Raw genomic sequence first — 24,403 nt, 5'->3', positions numbered from 1 at the left:
ATGAGCGCCCGCGCATCTCGTATCCTTGGTCGTCGCCTGCCTCCTTAGCTCAGTCGGCCAGAGCACCTGTCTTGTAAACAGGGGGTCGTCGGTTCGAATCCGACAGGGGGCTCCACGTCCGACCTGGACGACCGCCGCCTTGAAGCCCTTCCGAGGGGTAGCTGGGTAGGAGTCCTGGACCATCGGTGTCCGCATCCCGAGAGACCTCGTCCCGACGACGGGCCAGGGCTGCGGCATGACCCACGCGAAGAACTCAGGGGCGCGCTCGACGGGCCGGGTCTCGACGGCAAGCCTCGTGATGTCGTCGTCGATCCGCTCACCTCGACCCGGATGCCGCTCCCCGCGACCGCCGGCTAGCGGGTCTCGCGGGTCGCGTCGTACCAGGAGCCGGCCGCGCGCTTGCCGAGCCATCCGAACGCCCCGAACACCAGGACCCCGAAGAGCGACGCGACGATGATCGCGGCGAACAGCTGTGGCGACTGGACCTGCGCCTGGTACCGGCTGATCAGGGCGCCGATCCCCGGCGCGCCCTGCCGGAAGAAGAAGTCACCGACGATCGCGCCCACCACGGCGAGGCCGGCCGCGATGCGCATCCCCGCGAACACGGCCGGCACGGCGGCCGGGAGCTCGAGCTTGGTGAGGACGACGAAGCGGCTCGCCCGGTGCAGGCGGAACAGGTCGCGCGACCGGGCCTCGACGGACTGCAGGCCGAAGAGCGTGTTCGACACGACGGGGAACAGCGCGATCATCACGCACACGACGACCCGTGCGAAGAACCCGAAGCCGAACCAGAAGCCGACCAGGGGGACGAGCGCGAGGACCGGGATGCACTGGAGCATGACGGCATACGGGAACAGCGAGCGTTCGACCCACCGCGCCTGCGCCATGGCGATCGCCCAGCAGACGCCCATCAGGATCGCGACCGCGAGACCGGTCATGGCCACGAGCGCCGTGCGCTCCAGGGCCTGCAGGATCTCCTGGCGCACCTGGGCGTCGAGGAAGCCCTCGATCAGGACCTCGTGCGGAGGGGGCATCAGGAAGCGTCGGTCGGCGTCGAGGAGCCCGTAGCTGACGAGGTACCAGGCACCGGTCGCGACGGCGAGGACGGCGAGCGGCGGCCAGACCTGGTGCAGCACCCTCTTTGCGGTGGACGGCCGGGCCCGGGGTGGCGCCTCGGGACGGACGGCTGTGGTCACGGTCACCCGGCGTACCCCGTTCTGAGTGCGGCATTGATGCGTTCGGTGAGGGCTGTGAACTCGGGTCGGAACCGGATGCCGGGACCCCGGTCGAGGCCGAAGGGCACGTCGACCACGTCGACGATGCGTCCGGGGCTCCCGGACATCACCACGACGCGGGTCGACATGTAGATCGCCTCCCGGACCGAGTGGGTGACGAAGAGACCGGCGAACAGGCGGTCCGCGAAGAGGGCGAGCACCTCGTCGTTGAGCCGCTCCCGGGTGAGCTCGTCGAGCGCGCCGAACGGCTCGTCGAACAGGAAGAGGTCGGGCTCCAGGGTGAGGGACCGGGCAAGCGACACCCGCATCCGCATGCCCCCGGAGAGCTGGTGCGGCAGGTAGTCGCGATAGTCCGTCAGACCGACGGTCTCCAACGCGTCCAGGGCGTTCGCCCGCCGGGCTCTCCCCAGCTGGCCGTCGAGCTCGAGGAACAGCTCGACGTTCTTGAGCACGGACCGCCACGGCAGCAGGTTCGCGTCCTGGAAGACGAACCCGGCGCGCTGCGCGTCGACGACCGCGGAACCGGCCGTCGGTGAGGCCAGCCCGGAGGCGATGCCGAGGAGCGTGCTCTTGCCGCACCCGGACGGCCCGACGACGGAGACGAACTCCCCGCGGCGGACGGTCAGGTCGACGCCACGAACGGCCTCGGCCCCACCGGGGTAGGTCATGCCTACCCCGGTGAAGTCGAGCATCGCGGCGCCCGGCGACCGGGCGCCGGGTGCCGTACCCGGTGCGGCGCCCGGTGCCGAGTCGCTCTGATGGTTCACGGTGGTGCTCACTCGCTGTCCGGCAGTCCGATGGTGGTGTCGAGGAACTCGTTGGTGAACAGGTCCGTGGCGGTCAGGCCGTCAGCCGGTCCGGTCCCGTTCGCGGTCACGATCGGGCCGGCGAGGTCGAGGATCTTCTGGACGCGGGCCTCGTCGAAGTCGCCCAGCGTGGCGTTGTCACCGTTGCTCACCAGCCCGAGCTCGAGCTGCTTCACCGTGGAGTGCTCCGCCTGGCCGGCGGGGTAGACCCAACCTGTCGCGAACTTCTCGACGGCCTCGGTGATCAGGGCGTTCGTGTCGTCCGGGTCGGCGAAGAAGTCGACGGTGGACTGCTGGACGACGGGCACGAGCTTCTTCAGGCAGTCCGCCTCGGCCGTGACGTCCTCGGTCCGGGCGGAGAGGGCGACGGCATAGAGCGGGTACCCGGCGTCGGCGATGAGCTGGTAGGCGACCGGCTTCGCCCACTCGTCGAGCTCGTTCTCGTAGACGTAGGGCTCGACGGTGGCGAAACCCTGCTGGCCGTCCGCCCCACCTGCCGCGACGAAGTTGCCCGGGGTGCCGTCGTAGCTGCCGTCGATCTGCGCCTCGTCCAGGATCCCGGCACCGACCAGGTAGTCCATCCAGGTGGCGCCGTCGAAGTAGCGGACCTTGGCACCGGTCGCTCCGAGGTCGGCGATCGTCTTCACGTCGGGGTAGGTCTCCGGGTCCCACATGATCATCCAGGGCGCCTTCTCGAAGCTCGCCATGACCGCGGTCGTCGGCATCTTCGCGGAGCTGGCGATGGCCTCGTCCGTGTTGACCCAGCCGAGCAGGATGTCCTTGTCGGTGTACATCTGGGCCGGGACCCCGGTGAAGCCGATGGCGGGACCACCGGACCGGATCTCCACGTCGACGCCCGTCCACTCACCCGAGGCGAACAGCGGTCCACGGACCACCTTCGCGTCCGCGTCGATCGTGGCGTCCGGACCGAGCAGGCCGTACAGGCCGCCCATCTCCGACTCGGGGTTCCAGTCGGTCTGGATGACGACGTTGCTGGGGCACACGTCTGAGAGGTCGACGGCTCCGATGCTGAGCGCGCCGGTCGACGGCGTCGACGGGTCCGCCGCGTCGGTGCTGCCGCAGGCGGTGACGGCCAGGCAGACGGACCCGAGAACCAGGGCTGAGCGGGTGGCGCGGTGGGGCAACATGTGTCTCCTCGGGGGGGATTGTCCAACAGGGGCGGGGCGCTTCGGGGGCAGTTGGTCAGATCTCGTCGATCTCGGTGACGCGACCTGGGTGGCCCGCGTCCTCGGTGGCGAGGGAGAAGCGGTCTCGGGTGGTCGTGTAGAAGCTGGCGCCGAACCGGCCGACCGGGAAGTACTCCTGCAGCCGCACGCGCCAGGTCTCGGTGTCGACGAGTCCGGCCCGCGCGTGCAGCCGACGGATGCGGCCGAAGTAGATGTGCCGGCTCGCGGTGGCCATGCTCTCGGCGAGGGTGCACTCGAAGGCGACGGGGGCCTCGGCGATCCGCGGGCAGCCGACGAGCCGGCTGGGCAGCGCGGTGAGCCCCACGGTTGCGAGCTCGTCGACGTGTGCCGGGAAGCGCGTCGAGCAGCCATCCATCTGTCGGGCGATCGGCTCGTCGACGAGGTGCACGACGAACTCTCCGGACGCCTCGATGTTGGCGACGGTGTCCTTCTGCTCGCCTCCGTCCAGGCGGTTCACGCTGATCATGACCAGCGGCGGGTCCTCACCCACCATGGCGAACATGCTGAAGGGCGCGGCGTTCACGACGCCGTCCGGGCTCACCGTGGTGACCAGCGCGATCGGCCGGGGCACGATCAGGCTCGCCATGAGCTTGTACCGCTCGTAGGCGCCGAGGCGGTCGAAGTCCACGAGCGTGGACGACGGTCGGGTCAGCGGCCGCCCGACGACGGAGTCATGCATGGCTGGCCACCCACCAGGACATGACGATGTCGCGCAGTGCGTCGCCGTCGTCCTTGTACAGGTCGTCGCGCCTGACCCGCGCGAACGACAGCGCGTCGGCCTCGTCGAGCACGACCTCGAGCTCGATCGTGCGCAGCGGCGTCCGTGGAAACGCAGCGACGAACGAGGGGTCCCGCACCAGGGCGCGCGCGGTCCGGATGTGCGGCTGACGGAACTGGGCGGGCGTGCGCTGGCTGTCGTACTGCAGCAGCTCCGGGACGGCGGCGATCTCGGCCTCGGTCGCGGTGAGGACCTGGACCAGCACGGGACCCATCGAGTAGTTGCTCGTGCTCATGATGTCGTTCCCGCAGATGTTCGGGACCGCGAGGACGTCGACCAGCGCCAGCAGCTCGACGTGGCTCCCCGCCGCGCTCATCTGCCGGACGATCTCGGGCATCCCGTCGGTGACCCTCGTGGCCATGAACAGGTTGAACGAGTCGTGGACGTCGTCGGGGGTGAGCCCGTACTCGCGCTGGGCCTCCGCCTGCATGTCGGCGCAGTTCGTGTGCTCGGCGAAGCCGTGCATCGACTCGTACATGGTCGCGCTGCATCGAGGGAACATCGTGTCGTTGATGCGTGCCGTGTCGGTCTGGAGGTACATCAGGGCCCGCTCCCGCGGCGGTGCGGACCAGAGGAAGTCGCCCTTGCTCGGGTTGATCCCGTGCAGCGTGCGTGTCCGGCCGACGTGCATGAACTCGCGGTAGTCGTGCAGGTTGAAGACGTTGAGGTCGACGCACTGGCCGCCCTCGATCTGTTCGACCCGGAGGATCTGGCCGGCCTCGAGCTCGAGGGCCTTGCCGGTGCCGGGCTCGAGGACCCGCTCGGTCACCACCGTCCGGACGGGGGTGGGCGCAGCCTCGGCGTACCACGCCCAGCGACGGCCGCTCGGGCGCGGATGGGGCCGCCGGACGACGCCGTTCGCGGTCTCACGGAGCGCCAGGCCGGCGAGCTCGGCACGGCCGGGCGCGACGCCGGCGTCGACCGAGGCGTCGAGGAGCTCGACCTGCTGGTCGGTGAGGCGGACCAGAATCTTCACGAAGGACCCTCCTGTTCTGTATACGGATTGATTCAACTCGGTATACAGAACGGATGGGTTGCGCATGCGTAAGAGTCGTGTTTCGCGTGAGTTACGAGCTCAGCGAGCTCGACTTCTCGTATACGGTGATCCACGTGACTGCCGAGCGACCTGCGGATCGAGCACACCTCGCCTTCCTCAGCCTGCGCTCCGCCATCGTCGAGGCCGCGCTGCCCCCGGGCACCCGTCTTCCCGAGGACGTGATCGCCGCCCAGTACGGCGTCAGCCGTACGCTCGTGCGCTCCACGCTCGCCCGCCTGACGGCCGCGGGCCTCGTGACGACCGGGGTGGCGAAGTCCGCCATGGTGGCGAACCCGTCGATCGACGAGGCCAAGGCGACCTTCGAGGTGAGGCGGTGCCTGGAGCGCGAGGCCGTCCGCCTGGCGTCAGGCCGGATGGCGCCGGAGGAGGTCGAGCGCCTCCGGGCCCACGTCCACCAGGAGGCCGCCGCCGCTGATGCCGGCGACGCACGGGTGTCAGGCCGGCTCGGCGCCGAGTTCCACCTGCTGCTCGGAGAGCTGTGCCGCAACGAGCTGCTCGACCGCTACCTCAGCGAGGTCGTCTGGCGGTGTGCCCTGATCCTGTCCGTCCACGGCCACGTCCACGACCAGCGCCGCTCGATCGACGAGCACCGCCGGCTCATCGACCTGCTCGCGGCCGGGTCCGCTGACGAGGCCGGATCGCTGGTCGACGCCCACGTGTCCGCCGTCGAGGACCGAGCGCTGGCGGCACGGGAGGCGCCGCAGAAGCTCGACCTCGTCGAGGTGCTCAGCCGCTACTGACTGGATCGCACCGATCTGGTGCGGCGCCGTCGGTCCGAGCCCGGCAGGCGCTCCACGTGTGGTCGTCGCCGTGGGCGCGGGCGACGAGTCGGGCCACCGGTCGGGTCTCCGCGTCCGGCGCGGCGGATCCGCCCTCCGACCGTTACGTAAACAATTCATCGTTGTACAAGCGGGTGCGGGACTCGCCAGACTCTGCCGGTGCACGCTCTAGGCGTGTGCTATCGCAGTCTCACCCGCAAAGAGAGGTGCAGCATGACCGAAACTTTCGTCAGTCGAGGGCGCGCAAAGAGGCCCCTTCGTCTGGCAACGAAGCTCCTGAGCCTGGGCACGGCGGCGCTCGTGGCCGGTGGCATCGCGCTCGCCGCCCCGGCGCAGGCTGCTGACCAGACCATCACGAACAACAGCACCGGCACGAACAACGGGTGGTACTACTCGTTCTGGAAGGACACCGGCAACGTCCAGTTCACGCTGGGCGACGGGGGCAACTATCGCTCGTCGTGGAGCGGCATCAACAACTGGGTCGGCGGCAAGGGCTGGGCCACGGGCGGCCGCAAGACGGTCAACTACTCCGGCTCGTTCAACCCCGGCGGGAACTCCTACCTCGCGCTCTACGGGTGGACGCGTAACCCGCTGGTCGAGTACTACATCGTCGACAACTGGGGCACCTACCGCCCGACCGGCACCTACATGGGTCAGGTCAACAGCGACGGCGGCACGTACGACATCTACCGCACCCAGCGCGTCAACCAGCCGTCCATCGACGGCACCCAGACGTTCTACCAGTACTGGTCGGTGCGGACGTCCAAGCGGACCGGCGGCACCATCACGACCGGCAACCACTTCGACGCCTGGGCCTCGCACGGCATGAACCTCGGCAACCACAGCTACATGATCATGGCCACCGAGGGCTACCAGTCGTCCGGCTCGTCCAACATCACCGTGAGCGAGGGCTCGTCCAACGGCGGCAACACCGGCGGCGGCAGCACGGGTGGCGGCAGCACGGGTGGCGGCAGCACGGGTGGCGGCAGCACCGGCGGCGGCAGCTGCACCGCGACCGCGACGAAGGCCGAGGAGTGGGGCGACCGCTTCAACGTGACCTACGCGGTCTCGGGTGCGTCCAACTGGAGCGTCACGGTGTACCCGAACAGCGGGCAGTCGATCCAGAGCTCGTGGGGCGCGTCCCGCAACGGGAACACGTTCACCGGGTCCGGCAGCAGCACGTTCGGAGTCACGTACTACAAGGGTTCGCAGAACCTGAACTGGGTCCCGTGGGGCATCTGCTCGCCTCGCTGACCTGACAGCACGCACACCGGGCCGCCCGTCGGAGCACGTTCCGACGGGCGGCCCTCGCGCGTCCACGGGGGGTCCACCGCGCGACCCCGGCCCACCGGCTCGACGAGCTCTCTGCCACACTGACGCCCGCGGCGGCCGGGTGACGAACCCGGGCCGACCGTGACGATCGGTGCCTGCCGCGGGGCGGCGGGCGCGACCGTCGCGACAGGGGGCGGGCCGAGTCCCGCGGCGGTGAGGAGGGGGCCGACGATGCACGACCTGGACGAGCAGCCGCTCGACGCTGTGCCGTCGGGGAGGTGCACGTGCTGCGGGTGACGCTGCGCGGAGCCGGGGTGCCGACGGTCGTGCTGGGGTCCGGCGAGACGCTCCTGGTCGGCCGGGACCCGCACGCGGCGCTGCCCGACGTGGACGCCGACACGGCGCTGCGCACCACCGCGCTCACCCTTCCCCGCGCGGCGCCGCACGTGTCCCGGGTCGTCGGCGAGATCGTGGTCGGCGAGGAGGTGGTGCGGCTGCGCTGGCGCGGTTCCACCGAGGCGCAGCTCTCCAGTCTGTTCGACGCCCCGGGCGGTGCGCGCCGGGTCGCGCTCGTCGACGGCATGGCCGCCCTGCTCGACGAGGGCGAGAACCACGTGCTGCTGCTGCGCGGCCGCCAGTCCGGCCCCGGGGCGTTCACCGACCTCGTGCTCGTCGTCGACGTGGCCGTGCCCGCCGTCCCCGACGCCGCGCCCGCCTGGCTGCCGGAGCACGACCCGGACGGGGCCGTCACCGCGCCCGCCCCGCGGCTGGAGCGGTGGTCCCGCGAGTGGTACGTCGCGCTCGCCCTGGCCGAGCCGTGGCTCGCCGGCGCCGACGACTACCCACGTCCCGCGTCGAACCGCGAGATCTACGAGCGGGTGCTCGCGTGGCGCGGTCACGCCTGGAACCTCGAGCGCGCCCAGCGGGTGGACGACGCGATCCGCGTGATCGCCCGGATGGCGTTCGGCCCCGCCGACGACCCGTTCGCCCAGAAGGGCAGGCGGGTGCAGAACGTCCGGTTCGCGGTCGGTCGACGCGCGGCCGAGGTCCGCCTCGTCACCGCCGACGACGTGGCCGTCGTGGAGGCCGCCCGGTCCCGGGGCGAAGGGCTCAACCCGGAACGTTCCACCCCCGACGCGCTGTCCTGACCACGTCCCGTCCTCCTAGCGTCACGGCCACCGGCCACGACGACCCCAGGAGACCGCGATGTACGACAAGAGCACCTTCCACGGCATCGACCCCCAGCACAGCCGCCAGCAGGCCCGCGCGATGCGGACCGGTGCGGGTGAGCTCGACAGCATCGTCGGGCAGATCGGCTCGATGCTGAGCAGCGTCGCCTGGTCGGGTCCCGGCGCCGAGCGGTTCCTCGGCGAGTGGGACGGTGCGCTGCGCCCCGAGCTCCGGGCCGCCGCCGAGAACATCCGCACGAACTCCGTCGAGCTCGACCGGCGCGCCCAGCTGCAGGAGGACGCGAGCCGCTGACCTCGGCCGGCCACGGGGCGGAACCTTCCACCCCGCCCGTGCTGGCCGTGGCGCAGGCCCGCTCCCTAGCGTCGGCCACGAACCCCGACCCACCCCGCCGGACGTACCCGGCCAACAGCAGGAGGCACCCGATGACCCAGCTCCAGAGCGGCTCGTTCCGCGGGTCGGACGTCGACGGACTCGACCGGGTCGTGCACAAGATGAACCACGCGGCCGACTTCGCCGACGACGTCGTGAAGGTGCTCAAGGGCCTCGCGACCGCACTGGACGCGATGTCCTGGACCGGCTGGGCGGCCGCGTTCGCCCGGTACCTGCGGGCGGTCGTCATCCCGTGGGTGCGGACCGTCGCGCACTACCTGCGCGGCTTCGCCAAGGTCCTGGCGCTCATCTCGCACACGCAGAAGGACGCCAGCTCCGACCGCCCGACCGTGCACATCCCCGAGTCGGCGTTCCACCCGGTCGTCCTGCCCTCGACGTCCACCGTCGACGCCCCGGTGCTCGCCGCACCCGAGACGGGTGTGGCGCCCTCGGTGCCGGGCGGCACCGCCGCGGGAGCCGGCGCGCAGGTCGCCGCGCCCGCGTCGATCGGCCCGGTCACCGTGCAGGACCACGGCGCGGCGGGCGGCGGTGCCGACGTCGCCGCACCCACGACGCCGGACGTCCGCACGGGCAACGCCGGTGCTGCCACGGGAGCCGGCAGCGCCGGGGTGTCGGCCGGGTCGATCGCGGCCGGGCTGGTGCGCGACCCAGGCTCGGCCGCCGCCGTCGTCGGTGGTGTCGTCGGTGGGGCGGTCGGGCACGCGCTCGGCGGTGGCGAGCTGGGCGCGCGTGTCGGTGCGGCGGTGGCCGACGAGGTCGCCGGCCGGATCGGCAGCGGCGCGGGCGCCGGCACGGCCGGAGGCTCGGGGGTCGGGCCGGGCGTCGGGTCGGGCGTCGGGTCGGGTGGCGGGTCGGGCGTCGGGCCGGGTGGCGGCACAGGTGGCGGGTCGGGTGGCGGCTCGCTCGCGCCGGCAGCCCCCGAGGTCGGCACCCCCGCGACCGGCACGCCCGCGAGCGCGCCGTCGCCCGTCGACGCAGGTGCGGTCCCCGGAGACCCACCCGTGTCGACGATCCCCGTCGGCCTCGGCGGGGCGATCGTGGACGGGCCCGGCGCGGTGGCGATCCCCGCCTTCGAGGGCGGCACCCGCGGCACGGGCGCGCCCGTCGCGCTGGCGGCCGCGCCGCTCGGTCTGGCCGCCCTCGGCGCCTCCGCGCTGGGTGCGCTCCGGGCCCGCAAGGACGACGACGGTGACGGCACCGACACGCCGGACGGCACCCTCACGCACATCGAGACCGACCTCGCGATCGACGGGCGGCCGGCCCGATGAGCGTTGTCGAGCACCCCGGACCGCTCCTGCCGGGCGGGCCGCGGCTCGTCCTCGACGTGCCGGACGGCTGGCACGTGGCTCCCGCACCGCGGGCGATCGCCGTCGCCCGGCCCGCGACCGACCTGCCGGGCTTCGTGCCGAACCTCACCGTCGCCGCCGACCTCGTGCCGGCCGGCACGACGCCGGTCCAGGTGCTCGACGCGATGCTCGCGCAGTACCCCGGGACGCGCGGTCACGCCGACGGCACCGCCGGGAGCGTGCTGCTGACCAGGGAGCACGGCAGCGGTCCGGTGCGCCAACGGGTCGACGTGCTCGTCGACCCCACCCCGCTGCCGGGGGGCCACCAGCACGCCGTGACGGTCGTGTCGAGCTGGTCCGACACCACCCCCGCCGCCCTGCGCGACTCGCTCGCCGAGGCGCACACCTCCGTCCGGCTCGGCTCCGCCGACCCGGTCCCGGCCTGAGCGACCGATCGCCAGGCCACCTGACTGCACGGGTACCCGCCCGAGCACCATCGAAGGAGAGACAGATGAGCAACGTCCTCGGCATGGACATCGCCGCCGCCCGTGACCTCGTGCGGCTCATGAACGTCGACGCGGACTCGATCACGCAGATCACGAGCCGCCTCACGCAGCAGCTGCAGGCGACGCCGTGGTACGGCCCCGACGCCCAGCGGTTCAACGCCGACTGGAGCGGCCAGTACGTCCCGGCGCTGCACCGCGTCGTCGAGGCGCTGCACGCCAACGCCGCAGCACTCGGCCAGCAGGCCGACGACCAGGAGACGGCCTCCTCCTGACCCGGCCGGTGGTCCGCGCCCGCACCCGCGGACGCGGACCACCGACCGTCCGCCCTCGACGATCCACCCCGACGATCCACCCTGACGATCCGCGGAGCACCGACCATGTGGCGCCTCACCCTCCAGCCGACCCGCGAGAGCGGGCTGCGCCCCGTCGACGTCGAGGTCGTCGCGCGCCCCGACGCGCGCGTCGCCGATTTGGCCCGTGCGCTCGCGGCACACCTCGGCGCCGGCTCCGGCACGCTGCTGGCGCCCACCACCGACGGGACGCCGTGGCCTGCCGGCCTGCCGCTCGTGCAGGCGCCGCTGAGCACCGGCGCGGTGGTCCCGGTCGCGTCCGTGCCGGCCTCCTGGCTCGACCGCCCCGGAGGGCGCCGGCCGGTCCGCGCCCGCGTCCGCGTCGTGGCAGGACCGGACGCCGGCCGCGAGATCGACGTCGAGCAGGACGCGTTCACCGTCGGACGAGGCGCGTCCGCGACGGTCCGGCTGACGGACCCGCTGGTGTCCCGCGTGCACGCGCGCATCCTGCTCACGGGCGGTGTCGTGGTGAGCGACGAGGGCTCCGCGCACGGCACGCGCGTCGCCGGCAAGCACGTGCTCCGGGCCCGGCCGGTCGGCTGGGGCGAGCGTGTCGAGGTGGGCCGGACCACGTTCGAGGTCCACCGCGGTGACGCCGAACCGCTGCCCGCCGACGTCGGCGTGGTGCGTCCGCCCCGGTTCGGCGCGCGGCTGGAGCCCGCGGTGCTGGAGGTCCCCGCGCCGCCGGCGGCGCCGCGTCCCGTGCCGATGCCCTGGCCGATGATGCTCATGCCGGTCGTCCTGGGCGGCGCGATGTTCGCGATGAACCGCAGCCCGTTCTCGCTGGTGTTCATGCTCGGGTTCCCCACGATGATGGCCGTCCAGCACGTCGTGGCCCGCCGGCAGCAGCGCGCGGAGCACGACGCCCAGCTGCGGGCGTGGCGGGTCGACCTCGACGACGTGGCCGGCCGCCTCGACGCGGCGGCGGCCGTGCAGCGCGAGCGCGCGGACCAGGACGAACCCGATCTCGTGACCGTGCGCGAACGGGTCGCCGGGCGGCACCCCGGCACGTGGGCGCGACGCCTCGACGACGCCGACTTCCTGCACGTGCGCGTCGGCCGCGGACCTCGCCCGGCCCTCGTCACCGGCTCGGTGGCGCGCGGGGGCGACCGGGTGCAGCGCGACCTGGCCGTCCAGGAGCTGGAGACGCGGTCCGTGCTGCCGCTCCACCCCGTCCCGCTCGTCCTCGGCGGGCACCGGGTCGTCGCCGTGACGTGCGCCGACCGTGACCGCGCCGACGCCGCCGTGCGTGCGCTGCTCGTCCGTCTCGCCACCGCACACTCACCGACCGACGTGACCGTCGCGGCCGTCCTGGGTCCCGACAGCGCGCACGTGGAGACGTGGCTGCGGTGGCTGCCGCACACCGCCAACCGCGTGGCCGGTCTCCCGCCGGTGGCCGTCGGCGCGACCGACGGCGCCGGCCTGCTCGACTCCCTGGTGGCGGGGGACGGGGCGCGCGGCCACGTCGTGTGCCTCGTCGACGAGGGCGCGGGCGTCCCGCGGCGAGCCGTGGAGGCCGCCGCGGAGGCCGGCGCCGAGCGGGGGCTGCACCTGGTGTGGGTCGGCCGCGACGCCGACCGGGTGCCGTCCGCCACCGACGTCCTGCTCGACCTCGACGCGGGGCTCGTGCGCCGTCGCGACCGGGGTGGCGACGACGCCGTCGTCGAGGCGGACGAGCTGGACCTCGCGGCCGCCTGGCAGACCGCGCGCACGCTCACGGCGTTCCGGGACGAGGCCGCGGTGGTGCCGCCCGACTCCGCGCTGCCCGGCTCCGTGCGGCTGCCGGAGCTGGGCTCCGACCTGCAGGACCCCGACGACGCGTCCGCCGTCGTCGGCCGGTGGGCGTCGTCGACCGGGCTGCGTGCGCAGCTCGGCGCGGGCCCCGACGGCGTCGTCACCGTGGACCTGCGCGAGGACGGGCCGCACGGGCTCGTCGCGGGGACCACCGGCTCCGGCAAGTCCGAGCTGCTGCAGACCCTGCTGTGCTCGCTCGCCACGAACAACCCGCCGTCGCGCATCACGTTCCTGCTCGTCGACTACAAGGGCGGCGCGGCGTTCCGTGAGTGTGCCGACCTGCCGCACACCGTCGGCTACATCACCGACCTGACGCCCGCGCTCGCGCAGCGGGCCCTCGTGTCGCTGCGTGCCGAGCTCACGTGGCGCGAGCACCTGCTGGCCGAGCACGGCGCCAAGGACCTCGTCGCGCTGGAGCGACTGCGTCCCGACGTCGCGCCGCCGAGCATGCTCATCTGCGTCGACGAGTTCGCCGCGCTGCTCGCCGAGGTGCCCGAGTTCGTCGACGGCGTCGTCGACGTGGCGCAGCGCGGCCGGTCGCTGGGCATGCACCTGCTGCTCGCCACCCAGCGCCCGGCCGGTGTCGTCACGCCCCAGATCAAGGCGAACACCGACCTGCGGATCGCGCTGCGGATGGCGTCCACCGACGACTCGACCGACGTCGTCGAGGCACCCGACGCCGCGCACCTGTCGCGCCGCACCCCCGGCCGGGCGTGGCTGCGGCGCACGGGGCACGGCACGCGCGAGCTCGTGCAGGTCGCGTGGGTGGGAGCGCACGAACCGGTGCTCGACGAGACGGCGGCCGTGCAGGTCCGGGCGTTCTCCGCGCGCTCGGACGGCACCGCGACGGGCAGGGCGGGCCGCGTGCACGAGCGCTCCGACCTCGAGCGCCTCGTGCTCACCGTCGGCGAGGCGTTCGTGCGGTCGGGCCACGCCGCCCCCAAGCGCCCCTGGCTGCCCGCGCTCCCGGACGAGGTCGTGCTCGCCGGGGGTGCGCCCGGTGCGCTGCTGCTCGGTGCGGACGCCGGCGACGAGGCGGCCGTGCCGGGCGTGGCCGACGACGTGCACGTGTGCGTCCCCACGCCCGGCGCACTGGCCGTCGGGATCGCCGACATCCCCGGCGAGCAGGCGCAGCGTCCCCTGCTCGTGGACTACGCGCGTGCCGGGCACCTGCTCGTGCACGGCGCGTCGGGCAGCGGCAAGACCGAGCTCCTGCGGACCGTCGCGGTCGCCGCGACGCTCGCGCACGACCACGCACCCGCCCTCGTGTACGGGATCGACGCCGCGGGCGGCGGCCTGACGGCGGTGGAGGTGCTGCCGTCCGTCGGCTCGGTCGTCGTCGAGCAGCAGCCCGAACGCGTCACCCGCCTGCTGCGGATGCTGCACCGCACCCTCACGGAACGGAACGCGCTCCTGGCGCGGCACGGCGCCGCCGACGTCGATGCGCTCGCCGCCACGGGCGTCGTCCTGCCGCGGGTGCACGTGCTGGTGGACAACCTTCCGCAGCTCGTCGAGCACCTCGAGGGCGGCGGTCCGCTGCGCCGCGGCCACGTCGACCACCTGCTCGCGGTCCTCCAGGACGGCCGGCGCTGCGGCGTGCACGTCACGGCGACGACCCCGCGCCGCACGGGCCTGCCGTCGGCGCTCGCGGCCGCGTTCGGCCAGCGGCTCGTGCTGCGGATGGCGACGGTCGACGACTACCAGGTGCTCGGCGTCCCGCAGTCCGTGCTCGACGACCGCACACCGGCGGGCCGCGGCCTGCTCGGGCGGACCGAGGTGCAGGTGGCGACGGTCGGTGGCGCGGGCAGCCCGCGGCAGGCGGCGCTGCTGCGCGCGGTGGCCGCACGGGAGGCGGAGCGGTACGCCGCGCAGCCCCCGGTGACGGTGCCCGCGATGCCCACCCGGGTGCCTGTCGACCTCGTCCCGGCGCCGGTGCGCGACGACGTGTGCCTGGGCGTCGACGGCGACCTCGCGACGGGCGTCGTCCTGCCGCTCCTGGGGGGCCCGCTGCTGGTCCTCGGCCGGGGCGGCTCGGGGCGGACGTCGTTCCTCCTCGGCCTCGCCGAGGTGTCCGCACGGGCGACCCACCCGCCCGACGCCGTGCACCTGGTGGGGCCGCGCGCGGCGCCGGCTTCCGGCGTCGACGTCGTCGCGAGCGAGCCCGCAGCGGTCCTGGAACTGCTCGACGGGCTGCTGGGCGGGCCCGTCCCGCCGGACGGCGGCTGGCGCGTGCTGCTCGTCGACGACGCGCACGAGTGGGAACGGGGCTGGGAACGCGGAGGTGACGAGCGCAGGCTCGTCGAGCTCCTGGCGCGTGTCGTCGACAGTGCCGCGACGCTCCGCCTCGCCGTCGTGGTCGCCGCCGACCCCGACGAGGCCCGGGCGCGCCAGCACGTCGCCGGTCCCGTCTCGGCCGCCCGTCGGGCCCGGCGCGCCGTCCTGCTCTCGCCCGAGCTGGCGGACGGCTCCCTCGTCGGCGCCACGATCCCCATGCACACCCACGAGCCGTCCTCGGGCGTCGGACGCGGCCTTCTGGTCAGTGCCGGATCTGTCCGAGTTGTCCAGGTACTATCTGCGCCAGTCGACCGGGAGGCCGTCCGTTGAGCCGTTCGTCCACCACGCCGCAGGCCGGGCGCTCCCTGAGGCGATGGCTCACAGGCGGTGACCGGGGCTACACCGAGACCGGGGTCGCCATCCTCGGCGCGTCGCTCGTGCTGGGCGCGGCGCTCGGTTCCGGGGCCGCGAGCTCTGTCGTCACGATGTCCGACGGCGTCACGTGGCTGACCGACGACCAGACCGGGCAGCTCGTCCAGGTCAACCCCGGCACCGGCCGGGCGGAGCGGCGGCTGACGGTCGCCGGCGCGGGTGCCGACCTGGAGGTCAGCCAGCAGGACGGTCATCTCGTCGTCGGTGACGGGCGGACGGGCACGGTCACGAGCATCGACCTCGCCACGCTGCTGACGGGCGGGCAGCGGCGGTCCGACGAGCGCATGCGGGTGCTCGTCGGCGGCGGCCAGGCGTACCTCGTCACGCCCTCGACGGGCGTCGTCCGCGCGGTCGACGCGCTGACGCTGCGTGACCTCGGTGCGCCGTACCGGGTCGGTGCGGAGCTCGTCGACGTCGTCGTCGACCGCAGCGGCACGGTGTGGGCCGTCACGTCGGCCGGGCGGCTGCTGTCCCTGACGTGGCGTCCGCGCGACCGCGCCTTCGAGACGGGCGAGAGCACCGTGCGCGGGGGCGGACCCGGGACCCGGCTGCTGCCGCACGACCACGGGGTCACGGTGTTCGCGCCGGACGGGGGAGCGGTGCTGCAGGTCGGAGCGGGCCGGGACCTCTCGGTCGCGGTGCCGCACCTCGACGGGACGGTCCTGCCCGCCGACGGGTCACCGACGAACCTGGCACCCGCCGGCCTGCCGGACAGCTCGACGGTGGTGCTGCTCGCCGGTGACCGGATCCGAGAGATCCGCGTCGGCGCGCTCGGCTGCGAGCGTCCGGGTCGGCCCGCCGTGTTTGCCGGCCTCGTCTATGTGCCGTGCGAGGGTGCGGGCCGCGTGATCGTGCTGCGGCCCGACGGTGCCCGGGCGCGACCGGACATCGTGGTGCCCGGTGGCCGGGACCCGCGCCTGCTCGTCGACGACGGCCACCTCGTGGTGCAGACCGAGGACGGCGGTCGAGCGGTCATGGTCGAGACCGACGGCACCACCCGGGTGATCGACACCGGCCGCGGCCAGGTCGCGGTGCACGACCCGAACGACCCGTCCACGGGTCCAGCGGCCGCGCGGGCTCCGGGCCGGGACCAGCACCCCGGCGGGAGCGGCGACGGCGAGCCCGGACGTGACGGAGGAGCGCCCGACGAGGCGCCGCAGGCCCCGGGCAGCGACGCGCCCGAGCCGTCCCTACCGGACGTGCCGCTGCCCTTGCCGCACCTCCCCGGTGGGACGTCGGGCGAGCCGCTGGCGCCCACCACCGGGGACCGTGCCGAGACGGAAGCACCGGACGTGTCCGCGAGCCCGCGTCCGGCGGCGTCGCCGTCCGGCGGGCAGTCCCGGTCGTCGTCCGCGTCGCCGTCCCCGTCGCCGTCCGCCCCGGCCGTCGGACGCCCGTCCGCGGTGACCGTGCGGCTGGGACCGCTGCAGTCGAACGGGATCACCGACGCGACCGTCACGTGGCGCGCCGGCTCGCCCCGGCCGGACCGGCACGTCGTGCGCGCCTCCGCCGGGGGGGCGGCGCCCGTCACGGTCGCGGGCGACGCGACGACCGCCACCCTGGCAGGGCTCACGTGCGCCACGTCGCTGCTCGTCACGGTCGAGGCGGTCACCGACGACGGACGGTCCGCGTCCGCCGAGTCGGCGGTGGTGAAGACCGACGAGTGCCCGGAACGGGCGCCGAACGCACCGACGGGCGTGTCCGCGACCGCCCACGCCGACGGCTCGGTGACGGTGTCGTGGACCGCGACCCGCGGCGACGTCGACTCGTACCTCGTCGGGCCCCTGGGCGGCTCGACGACGACGGCCGCCGGCACCGCGACGTCGATCGTGCTGCGCTCGCTGCCACCGGGTGACGGTGTGCGGTTCGTCGTCCAGGCGGTCCGTGGGGGCCAGTCGTCGTCGTCCTTGCCGTCGGCGCCGATCACCGTCCCGGGCCCCCCGGGCGCCACCGACCTGGGGCCGTCCAACTTCCTCGCGTCCTACTACCAGATCGCGGGCGGCCGGGACGACGTGCAGGTCACGCTGGCCTGGACGGTGCCGGACGACGGAGGCTCGCCGCTGACCGGGTACCTCGTGACCTGGTCGGCCGCCGGCGGCGTGTCGGGGTCGGTGTCGACGACCGGGACGTCCTACGTGATCCGGGAGCGGTGCACCGGGGAGCCGCTGTGCACCAGCGGCGGCCCGTTCACCATGAACGTCACGCCGCGCAACGCTCTCGGCGACGGTCCGACGACGAGCGCGACGGTGGACATCCGCCCGGCCCCGCCGGTCTGGTGGCCCCAGGACGGCGACGAGGTTGTCGAGCACATCGACGTCAAGGTGCCGGGCCAGTACGAGCCCGCCTTCGAGATGAGCGCGCGACTGGCCCCGCCCCAGAGCTGGGTGGACCACACCGGCGGCTGCACGATCGAGGTCACGCGGTCCGACGGTCCGCAGACCTCCGAGCCGATCGGCTGCGCCGCCACCGAGTACTCCCTCGGCTTCTTCACCTCCGTCGGGTCGGTGACCGTGACCGTGTACGCGGAAGACGTGGACGGGGTCCGCGTCGCGTCCGCACCCGCGACCGCGCCGGTGCCGTCACGCCGGACCTGGCCGCTGTGCGACCCGGACACCGACGTGTGCCAGGCCTCTGCCGTCGGCGCCGACGTCGTGGTGGTGCCGATCCCGTGGACGCCCCGGCTCCCGCAGGGCGACGAGCGGCCCCCGCTGGTCGCCGGTGGCGCCGGTCTCGTGCTCGTCGCCGGGGCGCTGCGGTTCGCGCGGCTGCGCGCCGCGCGGGCCGACGGCTCCTGGTCCCGTTCCCGCACCCGGTCCCGTTCCCGGGCCCGTCTCGCCGAAAAGAGCTCCGAATGACCGACCTCACCAGCACCGTCGCGGACTTCCGGGTGCTGCACGACCGGGTGGTCGACGCCGTGGAGCTCGCCGTCCACGGCAAGCGGCCGGTCGTCGAGCTCGTCGTCGCCGCGCTGTTCAGCGGCGGGCACGTGCTGCTGGAGGACGTGCCCGGCACCGGCAAGACGACCCTGGCTCGGGCCGTCGCGGCGGCGTTCGGCGGCTCGTCGCGACGCATCCAGTTCACGCCCGACCTGCTGCCGGCCGACGTGACCGGCACGACGGTGCTCGACCCCGCGCACGGCTACGTCCGCTTCCGGCCGGGCCCGGTCTTCACGCACGTGCTGCTCGCCGACGAGATCAACCGCGCGGCCGCGAAGACCCAGTCCGCGCTGCTGGAGGTGATGGCCGAGCGGACGGTCACCGTCAACGGCGTCACGCACGAGGTGCCGCACCCGTTCCTCGTCGTCGCCACGCAGAACCCCGTCGACCTCGACGGCACGTACCGGCTTCCGGAGGCCCAGCTCGACCGGTTCCTCGTGCGGGTGGCGCTCGGCCATCCCGACGCGGAGCACGAGGTCGCGGTCCTGCGCCCGGGGTCGACGGCCGGGGACATCACCGCGGTGCCCGCGGTGACCGACCCGGACGAGGTCGGCGCCGCCATCCGCGGGCTGCAGGCCGTGCACGTCGCCGACCCGCTGCTGCGGTACGTGCGCGCGATCGGCGAGTCGACCAGGCGCGACCCGCGCGTCCGGCTGGGCGCGAGCACGCGGGCGCTGCGCGGGCTCGTCAGCGCGGGGCAGGTGCAGGCTGCCGCCCAGGGCCGGCACTACGTCGTGCCCAGCGACGTGCAGCGCGTCGTGCACGCGGTGCTCGAGCACCGGCTGATGCTGACGCGCGAGGCGATGCTCGAGGGCGTGCGTGCCGCGGACGTCGTCGCCACGGCGGTCGAGGCCGTCGAGGTGCCGCGTCCGGTGGCGGTCTGAGTCGCCCCGTGAGGCTGCGACGGTTGCACCCCACGGCCCGTGGCGTGGGTCTCACGCTCGTCGGGCTGGTCGCCCTGGGGCTCGGGCTGCTGGCGGGATACCCCGGCCTCGTGGCGCTCGGGGTCGCCGCGGTCGGGCTCGTCGTCGCGGCGACGGTCGCGCTCGTGGCCCCGGCCCCGCTCGACGTCACGCACCGGCTCCTCGCGACGAGCACGCCGCGTCGAGGGCGTGCCGTCGCCCACCTCGAGCTGCGGAACGCGTCCCGGTGGATGCCCCTCGTGGTGGCAGGCGTCGAGCAGGTCGCCGGCCGGGACGTCGCGCTGGTGCCGCGGCGGCTGACCCCCGGGGAGTCCGGTGACGTGGAGGTGACGGTGCCGACCGACCGCCGTGGGCTCGTCACGGTGGGGCCGTTCGTCCTCGAACGTCGCGCGCCCGCCGACCTCGTGCGCTCCCGGGACCTGCTGGGCGGGTCGTCGACGCTGCGGGTGACGCCCCGGGTGCTCGCCGTCGACGGGCCACCCCTGGGCCGCCGGCGCGGGCACGAGGGCGGCTCTGCGCGCGTCGAGCGCGGCGGCACCGACCTGGTGGGGATGCGCGAGTACGTGCCGGGTGACGACCTGCGACGGGTGCACTGGGCCGGTAGCGCACGGGCGGGCGTCCCGATGGTGCGGGACGACGCCGACCCGGCCGAGGCGCACCTGACCGTGCTGCTCGACGACCGGTCGGCCGCCTACCCCGTCGAGCCCGCGGACGACGGTTTCGAGGAGGCGGTCGACGTGGCCGCGTCGCTCGTGCGGGCCTGCGTCGACGCCGGCGTCCCGGTGCGCTGCGTCACCGCGTCGGGGTCGGTGGACCTCGATCTGCCGGCGGGTCCCCCGGGCGGCGACGGGCCGTCGTGGGGGGCCGGCCGGTCGCTCGATGCGCTCACGCTCGCCGCCACGACGGGGGCGCCGACCGACCCGCTGGAGACGTCGCCGGTCGCTCTCGCGCCGCTGTCGGCGGCCGGGCCCGCAGCGATCGACGTGCTCGCCGTCGTGACCGGCACGGGCGCGGCCCTCGCGCCGCTGCTGCTGGCGGGGCGTGGGGCTGCGACGACCGTCGTGCTGGTCGTCGACCCCGCACCCGACCGGGTGCTCGGCACCGCGGAGGCCGCCGTGGTCGTGCGCGGGCCACGTGCGGAGGACCTGCTGCGCGGCTGGGACCTGGTGGCTGCGGGATGACGGCGACGACGAGGCCGGCCGACCGGTCGACGGGGTCGTCGACGCGCTCCGTCCCGCCGGGACCCGGCGTGGCGCTCACCCTGTGGGCGGCGTCGCTGCTGCTGGTGGCGAGCGTGCCGCTCGCGCAGGCGTTCACGTCGCCCGCCGTGCTGCTGCCCGTCGGCGGCGTGGTGCTCGCCGTCCTCGGCGTCGTGGCTCTCGCGCGCCGCTGGCGCATCCCGGACGCGGCCGTCGCCGTCGCCGTCGTGGCGTGCGCGCTCGTCGCCGCGACGGCCATGGCCCGCACGACCGCGGCGGCACCGCTCGTCGACGCCGGGTCCTGGCGGAGGACCACGGGCGCGGGGCAGGTCCTCGGGCCGGTCGCGGACACGGTGGCCCGGCTGCTCACCGCGCCGCGACCCGCGGCACCTGCTCTGGCGCTGCCGGTCGTCCTGCTCGCGACGGTCGTCGCCCTCGGGGTCGCGCTCGCTCTCGGCCGCGGCGCGTCCGCCCGGGTCGCCCCGCTCGTCGGTGCGTGCGTGCTGTACGGCGCCGCGCTGCTGCTGACCGCAGGAACGGCCGACCGCGGCCCGGTGGGCGTCGGCCTCGTCGCACTGAGCGTCGCCGGCTGGCTCCTGCTCGACGGCGACGCGCTGGTGGCCGAGCGTGGCCAGCCCCTGCTGGGGCGCGCGCTGCCGGCCCACCGGGCGCGGTGGCGTGCGAGCGGGGTGACCGGGCTCGTCCTGGTGGCGCTGGTCTCGACGGCGGGTCTCGCGAGCGGTGCCGCGGTCACGGGCGCCGCGTTCGAGCCGCGCGTGCACGTCGTGCCGCCGCAGGTCCCCGTCGACGCGGTGCACCCGCTCAGCGAGGTCTCCCGCTGGCAGTCCGACGCCGACGCGACGGTCCTGCGGGTCGGCGGCACCCATCCGGGCTACCTGACGTGGGTGGCGCTGCCCGACTTCGACGGCACCGGCTGGTCGGCCGACCTCCGTCTGCGGGAGCTCGGCTCGGTCGTCGAGCCGTCGCTCGCGCCGGGTGCGGTGCGTGGCAGGGTCGATGTCGAGGTGCAGCTCGTCGGGCTCGCCGGCCCGTCCGGGTCGCCCGGCACGTGGCTGCCGTCCGTGGGGGACGCGAGCGCGACGACCGTGCCGGGTGCGCTGACGGACGTCGACACCGGGGTCCTGGCCGCTCCCGCCACCGCCGACGGGCGCCTCCCCGCAGGGCTGTCCTACCGGGTGAGAGCGACGGTGGACCTGCCGGAGGCCACCCGCGCCGCGCGGGCCGGGGTTCCCGCTGGTCCGGAGGTCGAGCGCTACCTGCGGGTCGACGGGCTGCCGTCCGACGTGCGGGCGTACGCGCAGGACGCGGTCGCCGGTGCGCGGTCCCGGCTCGACCAGGCGGACCGCCTCGCCGAGGCGGTCCGGGGCGAGCGGGCGCTCGCCGCCGACGCCGTGAGCGGGTCGTCCTACGCGCGGTTGCGGGAGTTCCTGTTCGCCGATGCCTCGGCCGGCGGGCAGGTGGGGACCACCGAACAGTTCGCGGGTGCGTTCGCGGTGCTCGCACGGGCCGTCGGCCTTCCGGCGCGGGTGGTCGTCGGGTTCCGGGTGCCGGGTGGTGCCGCCGCCGACGGCCCGCTGCGCGACGTGCACGGCGAGGACGTGCGGGCCTGGGCGGAGGTGTACCTCGCCGGCACGGGCTGGGTGCGGTTCGATCCGGCGCCCGACGCCGCGAGCGCGGCAGGGCTCCCTGCACCGGCGCGCGAGCTCGCGCCCGAGCCCGTGCAGGAACCGGCGTCGGACGCCGCCCCGTCCGACGGGCTCGGGTCCGGCGCGTCGCCGGGCTCGGAGGACGGCGACGAGACCGGGCAGGTGCCGTGGGGCCTCGTGGCGCTCGTCGTGACCGCCATGGTGATGGCCGGGCTCGTCGTGGTCCTGGCGGCGGCCGGGCTGGCCAGGCTCGCGCATCGTCGCCGGCTGCGCGGGTCGGGGGTGGTCGGGGCCTGGCAGCACGCCGCCGAGGCGCTCGCATTGCGGGTCGGCCGGGCGGAGGCCACCCACACCGCCGAGCTGCTCGCCGCCCGGATCGAGCACCTGGCCGGGGTACCCGCCCGACCGCTCGCGGACGCGGCCCAGCAGGCGGCGTTCGGACGGACCACGCTCGTCGAGCTGCCGGACGGCGGCGTCGACGGCCAGGCGTGGCGGGCGGCGCTCGACGTGGAGCGTCGGCTGCGCGCGGGTGTGCCGTGGCACCGCCGCGCCGCCTGGTGGGTCGGCCCGGCACCATGGCACCTCCGCCGCGCGCGCGGGCGCGGGTGACGACGGCCGCGGGCCGCTAGCGCTGCACGCAGGCCTCGGGCGAGACCCCGCGGTGCTCCACGTCGTCGACGGCGATCGCCAGCACCTGGACGCACATCGCTGCTGCCTGGGGGTCGACCCCTTCGACGGTGTACCCGGTGACACCGGCAGCCAGCTGCGCCAGCGCCCGCGGGCCGGGCACGGCGTACGGGTCGACGACCACGAACTGCACGGCGCCGCCGGTCGGGTCCGACCAGCTCACGTCGAGGCTCGTGCCCTGGTCGACGGCCACCACGTCCGTCGGCGCGATCGCGGGATCGGACGTCGCGGCGAGGTCCGGAGCGGGGGCGCTCGCCCCGGCGGCCGTCGCGTCCTGGCTCGGCACGATCGCGGCGGTCGGTGGTGCGCTCGGCCCCGTCGCGGTCGTGGCCTGCCGCTGGCTCGACGCCCACAGCGTGACGCCCAGACCCACGGCGCTGCCGACGAGGAGCGCCCCGCCGACGAAGCCGGCGACCCGCACCCATCCCGCGGGCCCGCCGCGGTCCACGTCGGGCTCGCCCGCGGGGCGCGCCGTCCCGGCCGCCTCCGGGTGCAGGCCCGTGGCCTCGTCGTCGTCCGGGACGACGGGCGGGGGAGCCAGCAGCGACAGTGCCGAGGGGGCGAGGACGTGGTCGTCCTCCGGCTGGACGGGCGGCAGCTCGACCCCGCGCAGCGCGCCGGCCGCGGTGCGGTCCGGCGCCGGAACGTCGGGTGTCAGGACGGGGACGGGCGTGTCGGTGCCGGGTGGCACAGCGGCCGGCGGGCCCGGTTCCCCCGTCGACGGGGCGGCGGCGGCCGGCCCGGGCGTCCACGACCGCGTCTCGGTGGGGAGCGCGACCAGGGCGGCGTGCACGTCGTCCGCGGACGGGTACCGGTCCTCGCGGGCCGGGGCGAGGCACCGGTCGAGGATCGCCCGCAGGCCGTCAGGGACGTCCGCGCGGTCCAGCGGTCGACGCTCTCCCGTCCGGACCCTGCGCAGGTACCCGAGCGCGGTGTCGTCGCCCGGGTCGGGCGAGGCGAACGGCACGCGGCCGTCGAGCAGGGTGTGCAGCGTCGAGCCGAGCGACCAGACGTCGTCGGCAGGCACGGGCTCCAGCCCGTCGAGCACCTGCGGCGACGCGTGCCGGTAGCTGAACCGCTCGAGCGAGGCCGTGTGCCCCGCGTCGGCCATGCGGGCGATCCCGAAGTCCGTCAGCACGTACGACGTGGGCAGCAGCAGCACGTTCTGCGGCTTCACGTCCCGGTGCAGCACGCCCTGCCGGTGCGCGAACGCGAGCGCGTCGGCCACGTCCGTCCCCGCGGCGACCACCTCGGCGACGGGCAGCGGGCCGTGCGCGCGCAGCCGGTCGTGCAGCGACCCGAGGTCGTGGAAGTCCATGACGAGGCACGGGTGGCCCTGCGCGGTGGTGCCCGTGTCGAGGACGGTGACGATGTGCGGGTGCTGGCGGCCGAGGCGCACCGTCAGCTCGAGCTCGCGCGCGAACCGCGCGACGGTCGCCGGATCCGTCTCGAGCAGCACCTTGACGGCGACGTCCCGGTGCAGCGCCGCCTGCCGCGCGCGGTACACGACGCTGTCGCCACCTCGGGCGACCTCGCGGAGGTCGGTGTAGCCGGGCAGACCGAGGTCGACGGTGGGCGGGGCGGTCCGGGTCGGTGCGGGCGCCCACAGCTCGTCGTCGTCCATCGCTCCTCG

The 24,403-nt window shown here is 74.8% G+C and carries 18 protein-coding genes and 1 tRNA gene; 13 read left to right on the top strand and 6 right to left on the bottom strand.

The features are described 5' to 3' along the window. Positions 1 to 38 precede the first annotated feature (38 nt). Positions 39 to 115, top strand: a tRNA-Thr gene (locus ACVW07_RS08490). A 238-nt stretch (positions 116 to 353) separates the two neighbouring features. Here the strand turns inward: ACVW07_RS08490 and ACVW07_RS08485 are convergent. From ACVW07_RS08485 to ACVW07_RS08465, 5 genes are read right to left on the bottom strand one after another with little or no spacing between them, the layout of a single operon-like run. Next, entirely contained in the window at positions 354 to 1,196 is an 843-nt protein-coding gene (locus ACVW07_RS08485; RefSeq protein ID WP_456818812.1) for an ABC transporter permease, read from the bottom strand. Between the two features lie 2 nt (positions 1,197 to 1,198). Next, the gene (locus ACVW07_RS08480) at positions 1,199 to 2,002 is read right to left on the bottom strand and encodes an ABC transporter ATP-binding protein (RefSeq protein WP_456818811.1); all 804 of its coding nucleotides are present in this window, start codon (positions 2,000 to 2,002) and stop codon (positions 1,199 to 1,201) included. Between the two features lie 8 nt (positions 2,003 to 2,010). Beyond that, the gene (locus ACVW07_RS08475) at positions 2,011 to 3,189 is read right to left on the bottom strand and encodes an ABC transporter substrate-binding protein (RefSeq protein ID WP_456818810.1); all 1,179 of its coding nucleotides are present in this window, start codon (positions 3,187 to 3,189) and stop codon (positions 2,011 to 2,013) included. 55 nt (positions 3,190 to 3,244) lie between these two features. Continuing rightward, positions 3,245 to 3,928: a flavin reductase family protein gene (locus ACVW07_RS08470; protein ID WP_456818809.1), complete on the bottom strand. Its 684-nt coding sequence runs from the start codon at positions 3,926 to 3,928 to the stop codon at positions 3,245 to 3,247. Next, positions 3,921 to 5,003: a DUF1989 domain-containing protein gene (locus tag ACVW07_RS08465; RefSeq protein ID WP_456818808.1), complete on the bottom strand. Its 1,083-nt coding sequence runs from the start codon at positions 5,001 to 5,003 to the stop codon at positions 3,921 to 3,923. Before ACVW07_RS08465 ends, ACVW07_RS08470 begins: the two co-directional genes overlap by 8 nt. 86 nt (positions 5,004 to 5,089) lie before the next feature. Between ACVW07_RS08465 and ACVW07_RS08460 the strand changes: the two genes are divergently transcribed. The 12 genes from ACVW07_RS08460 (at position 5,090) to ACVW07_RS08405 (ending at position 22,692) form a co-directional block, all read left to right on the top strand. Next, the gene (locus tag ACVW07_RS08460) at positions 5,090 to 5,824 is read left to right on the top strand and encodes a GntR family transcriptional regulator (RefSeq protein WP_456818807.1); all 735 of its coding nucleotides are present in this window, start codon (positions 5,090 to 5,092) and stop codon (positions 5,822 to 5,824) included. Positions 5,825 to 6,076: 252 nt separating this feature from the next. Further along, a complete protein-coding gene (locus tag ACVW07_RS08455) occupies positions 6,077 to 7,117 on the top strand; it encodes a glycoside hydrolase family 11 protein (RefSeq protein ID WP_456818806.1) in 1,041 nt (346 codons plus the stop codon). Positions 7,118 to 7,419: 302 nt separating this feature from the next. Beyond that, the gene (locus ACVW07_RS08450) at positions 7,420 to 8,283 is read left to right on the top strand and encodes a hypothetical protein (protein WP_456818805.1); all 864 of its coding nucleotides are present in this window, start codon (positions 7,420 to 7,422) and stop codon (positions 8,281 to 8,283) included. A gap of 58 nt (positions 8,284 to 8,341) precedes the next feature. Continuing rightward, the gene (locus ACVW07_RS08445) at positions 8,342 to 8,617 is read left to right on the top strand and encodes a WXG100 family type VII secretion target (RefSeq protein WP_456818804.1); all 276 of its coding nucleotides are present in this window, start codon (positions 8,342 to 8,344) and stop codon (positions 8,615 to 8,617) included. A gap of 131 nt (positions 8,618 to 8,748) precedes the next feature. Further along, positions 8,749 to 9,984, top strand: a complete 1,236-nt coding sequence (locus ACVW07_RS08440; protein WP_456818803.1) for a hypothetical protein — start codon at positions 8,749 to 8,751, stop codon at positions 9,982 to 9,984. Next, positions 9,981 to 10,448 (top strand): hypothetical protein, encoded by a 468-nt coding sequence (locus ACVW07_RS08435; RefSeq protein WP_456818802.1) that lies wholly within the window; start codon positions 9,981 to 9,983, stop codon positions 10,446 to 10,448. The genes ACVW07_RS08440 and ACVW07_RS08435 overlap by 4 nt, the downstream gene beginning before the upstream one ends. Before the next feature lie 65 nt (positions 10,449 to 10,513). Then, positions 10,514 to 10,780, top strand: coding sequence for a hypothetical protein (locus ACVW07_RS08430; protein WP_456818801.1), 267 nt, complete (start codon positions 10,514 to 10,516; stop codon positions 10,778 to 10,780). A 105-nt stretch (positions 10,781 to 10,885) separates the two neighbouring features. Next, a complete protein-coding gene (locus tag ACVW07_RS08425) occupies positions 10,886 to 15,256 on the top strand; it encodes an FtsK/SpoIIIE domain-containing protein (RefSeq protein WP_456818800.1) in 4,371 nt (1,456 codons plus the stop codon). After that, on the top strand, positions 15,253 to 18,213 hold the full coding sequence (locus ACVW07_RS08420; RefSeq protein ID WP_456818799.1) for a fibronectin type III domain-containing protein: 2,961 nt from the start codon (positions 15,253 to 15,255) through the stop codon (positions 18,211 to 18,213). Before ACVW07_RS08425 ends, ACVW07_RS08420 begins: the two co-directional genes overlap by 4 nt. Further along, positions 18,210 to 19,178: an AAA family ATPase gene (locus tag ACVW07_RS08415; protein WP_456818798.1), complete on the top strand. Its 969-nt coding sequence runs from the start codon at positions 18,210 to 18,212 to the stop codon at positions 19,176 to 19,178. The genes ACVW07_RS08420 and ACVW07_RS08415 overlap by 4 nt, the downstream gene beginning before the upstream one ends. Positions 19,179 to 19,222: 44 nt before the next feature. Then, the gene (locus ACVW07_RS08410; protein WP_456818797.1) at positions 19,223 to 20,398 is read left to right on the top strand and encodes a DUF58 domain-containing protein; all 1,176 of its coding nucleotides are present in this window, start codon (positions 19,223 to 19,225) and stop codon (positions 20,396 to 20,398) included. Positions 20,399 to 20,466: 68 nt separating this feature from the next. Beyond that, positions 20,467 to 22,692 carry a transglutaminase domain-containing protein gene (locus tag ACVW07_RS08405; RefSeq protein ID WP_456818796.1) on the top strand — a complete coding sequence of 742 codons (2,226 nt, stop codon included), beginning with the start codon at positions 20,467 to 20,469 and terminating at the stop codon, positions 22,690 to 22,692. Positions 22,693 to 22,708: 16 nt separating this feature from the next. Here ACVW07_RS08405 and ACVW07_RS08400 read toward each other — a convergent pair whose 3' ends face one another. After that, a complete protein-coding gene (locus tag ACVW07_RS08400) occupies positions 22,709 to 24,394 on the bottom strand; it encodes a protein kinase domain-containing protein (RefSeq protein ID WP_456818795.1) in 1,686 nt (561 codons plus the stop codon). Positions 24,395 to 24,403 lie beyond the last annotated feature (9 nt).

The organism is Cellulomonas sp. URHB0016 (assembly GCF_054057935.1).
The sequence above is the reverse complement of the archived record's forward strand: the minus strand, read 5'-3'. Positions and strand labels throughout refer to the sequence as shown.

Bases quoted from the DNA above. Each gene is read 5' to 3' on its own strand.
- ACVW07_RS08415 (WP_456818798.1), top strand. From the start codon at position 18,210: ATGACCGACCTCACCAGCACCGTCGCGGACTTCCGGGTGCTGCACGAC.
- ACVW07_RS08435 (WP_456818802.1), top strand. From the start codon at position 9,981: ATGAGCGTTGTCGAGCACCCCGGACCGCTCCTGCCGGGCGGGCCGCGG.
- ACVW07_RS08425 (WP_456818800.1), top strand. From the start codon at position 10,886: ATGTGGCGCCTCACCCTCCAGCCGACCCGCGAGAGCGGGCTGCGCCCC.
- ACVW07_RS08440 (WP_456818803.1), top strand. From the start codon at position 8,749: ATGACCCAGCTCCAGAGCGGCTCGTTCCGCGGGTCGGACGTCGACGGA.
- ACVW07_RS08475 (WP_456818810.1), bottom strand. From the start codon at position 3,189: ATGTTGCCCCACCGCGCCACCCGCTCAGCCCTGGTTCTCGGGTCCGTC.
- ACVW07_RS08470 (WP_456818809.1), bottom strand. From the start codon at position 3,928: ATGCATGACTCCGTCGTCGGGCGGCCGCTGACCCGACCGTCGTCCACG.
- ACVW07_RS08445 (WP_456818804.1), top strand. From the start codon at position 8,342: ATGTACGACAAGAGCACCTTCCACGGCATCGACCCCCAGCACAGCCGC.
- ACVW07_RS08400 (WP_456818795.1), bottom strand. From the start codon at position 24,394: ATGGACGACGACGAGCTGTGGGCGCCCGCACCGACCCGGACCGCCCCG.
- ACVW07_RS08430 (WP_456818801.1), top strand. From the start codon at position 10,514: ATGAGCAACGTCCTCGGCATGGACATCGCCGCCGCCCGTGACCTCGTG.
- ACVW07_RS08455 (WP_456818806.1), top strand. From the start codon at position 6,077: ATGACCGAAACTTTCGTCAGTCGAGGGCGCGCAAAGAGGCCCCTTCGT.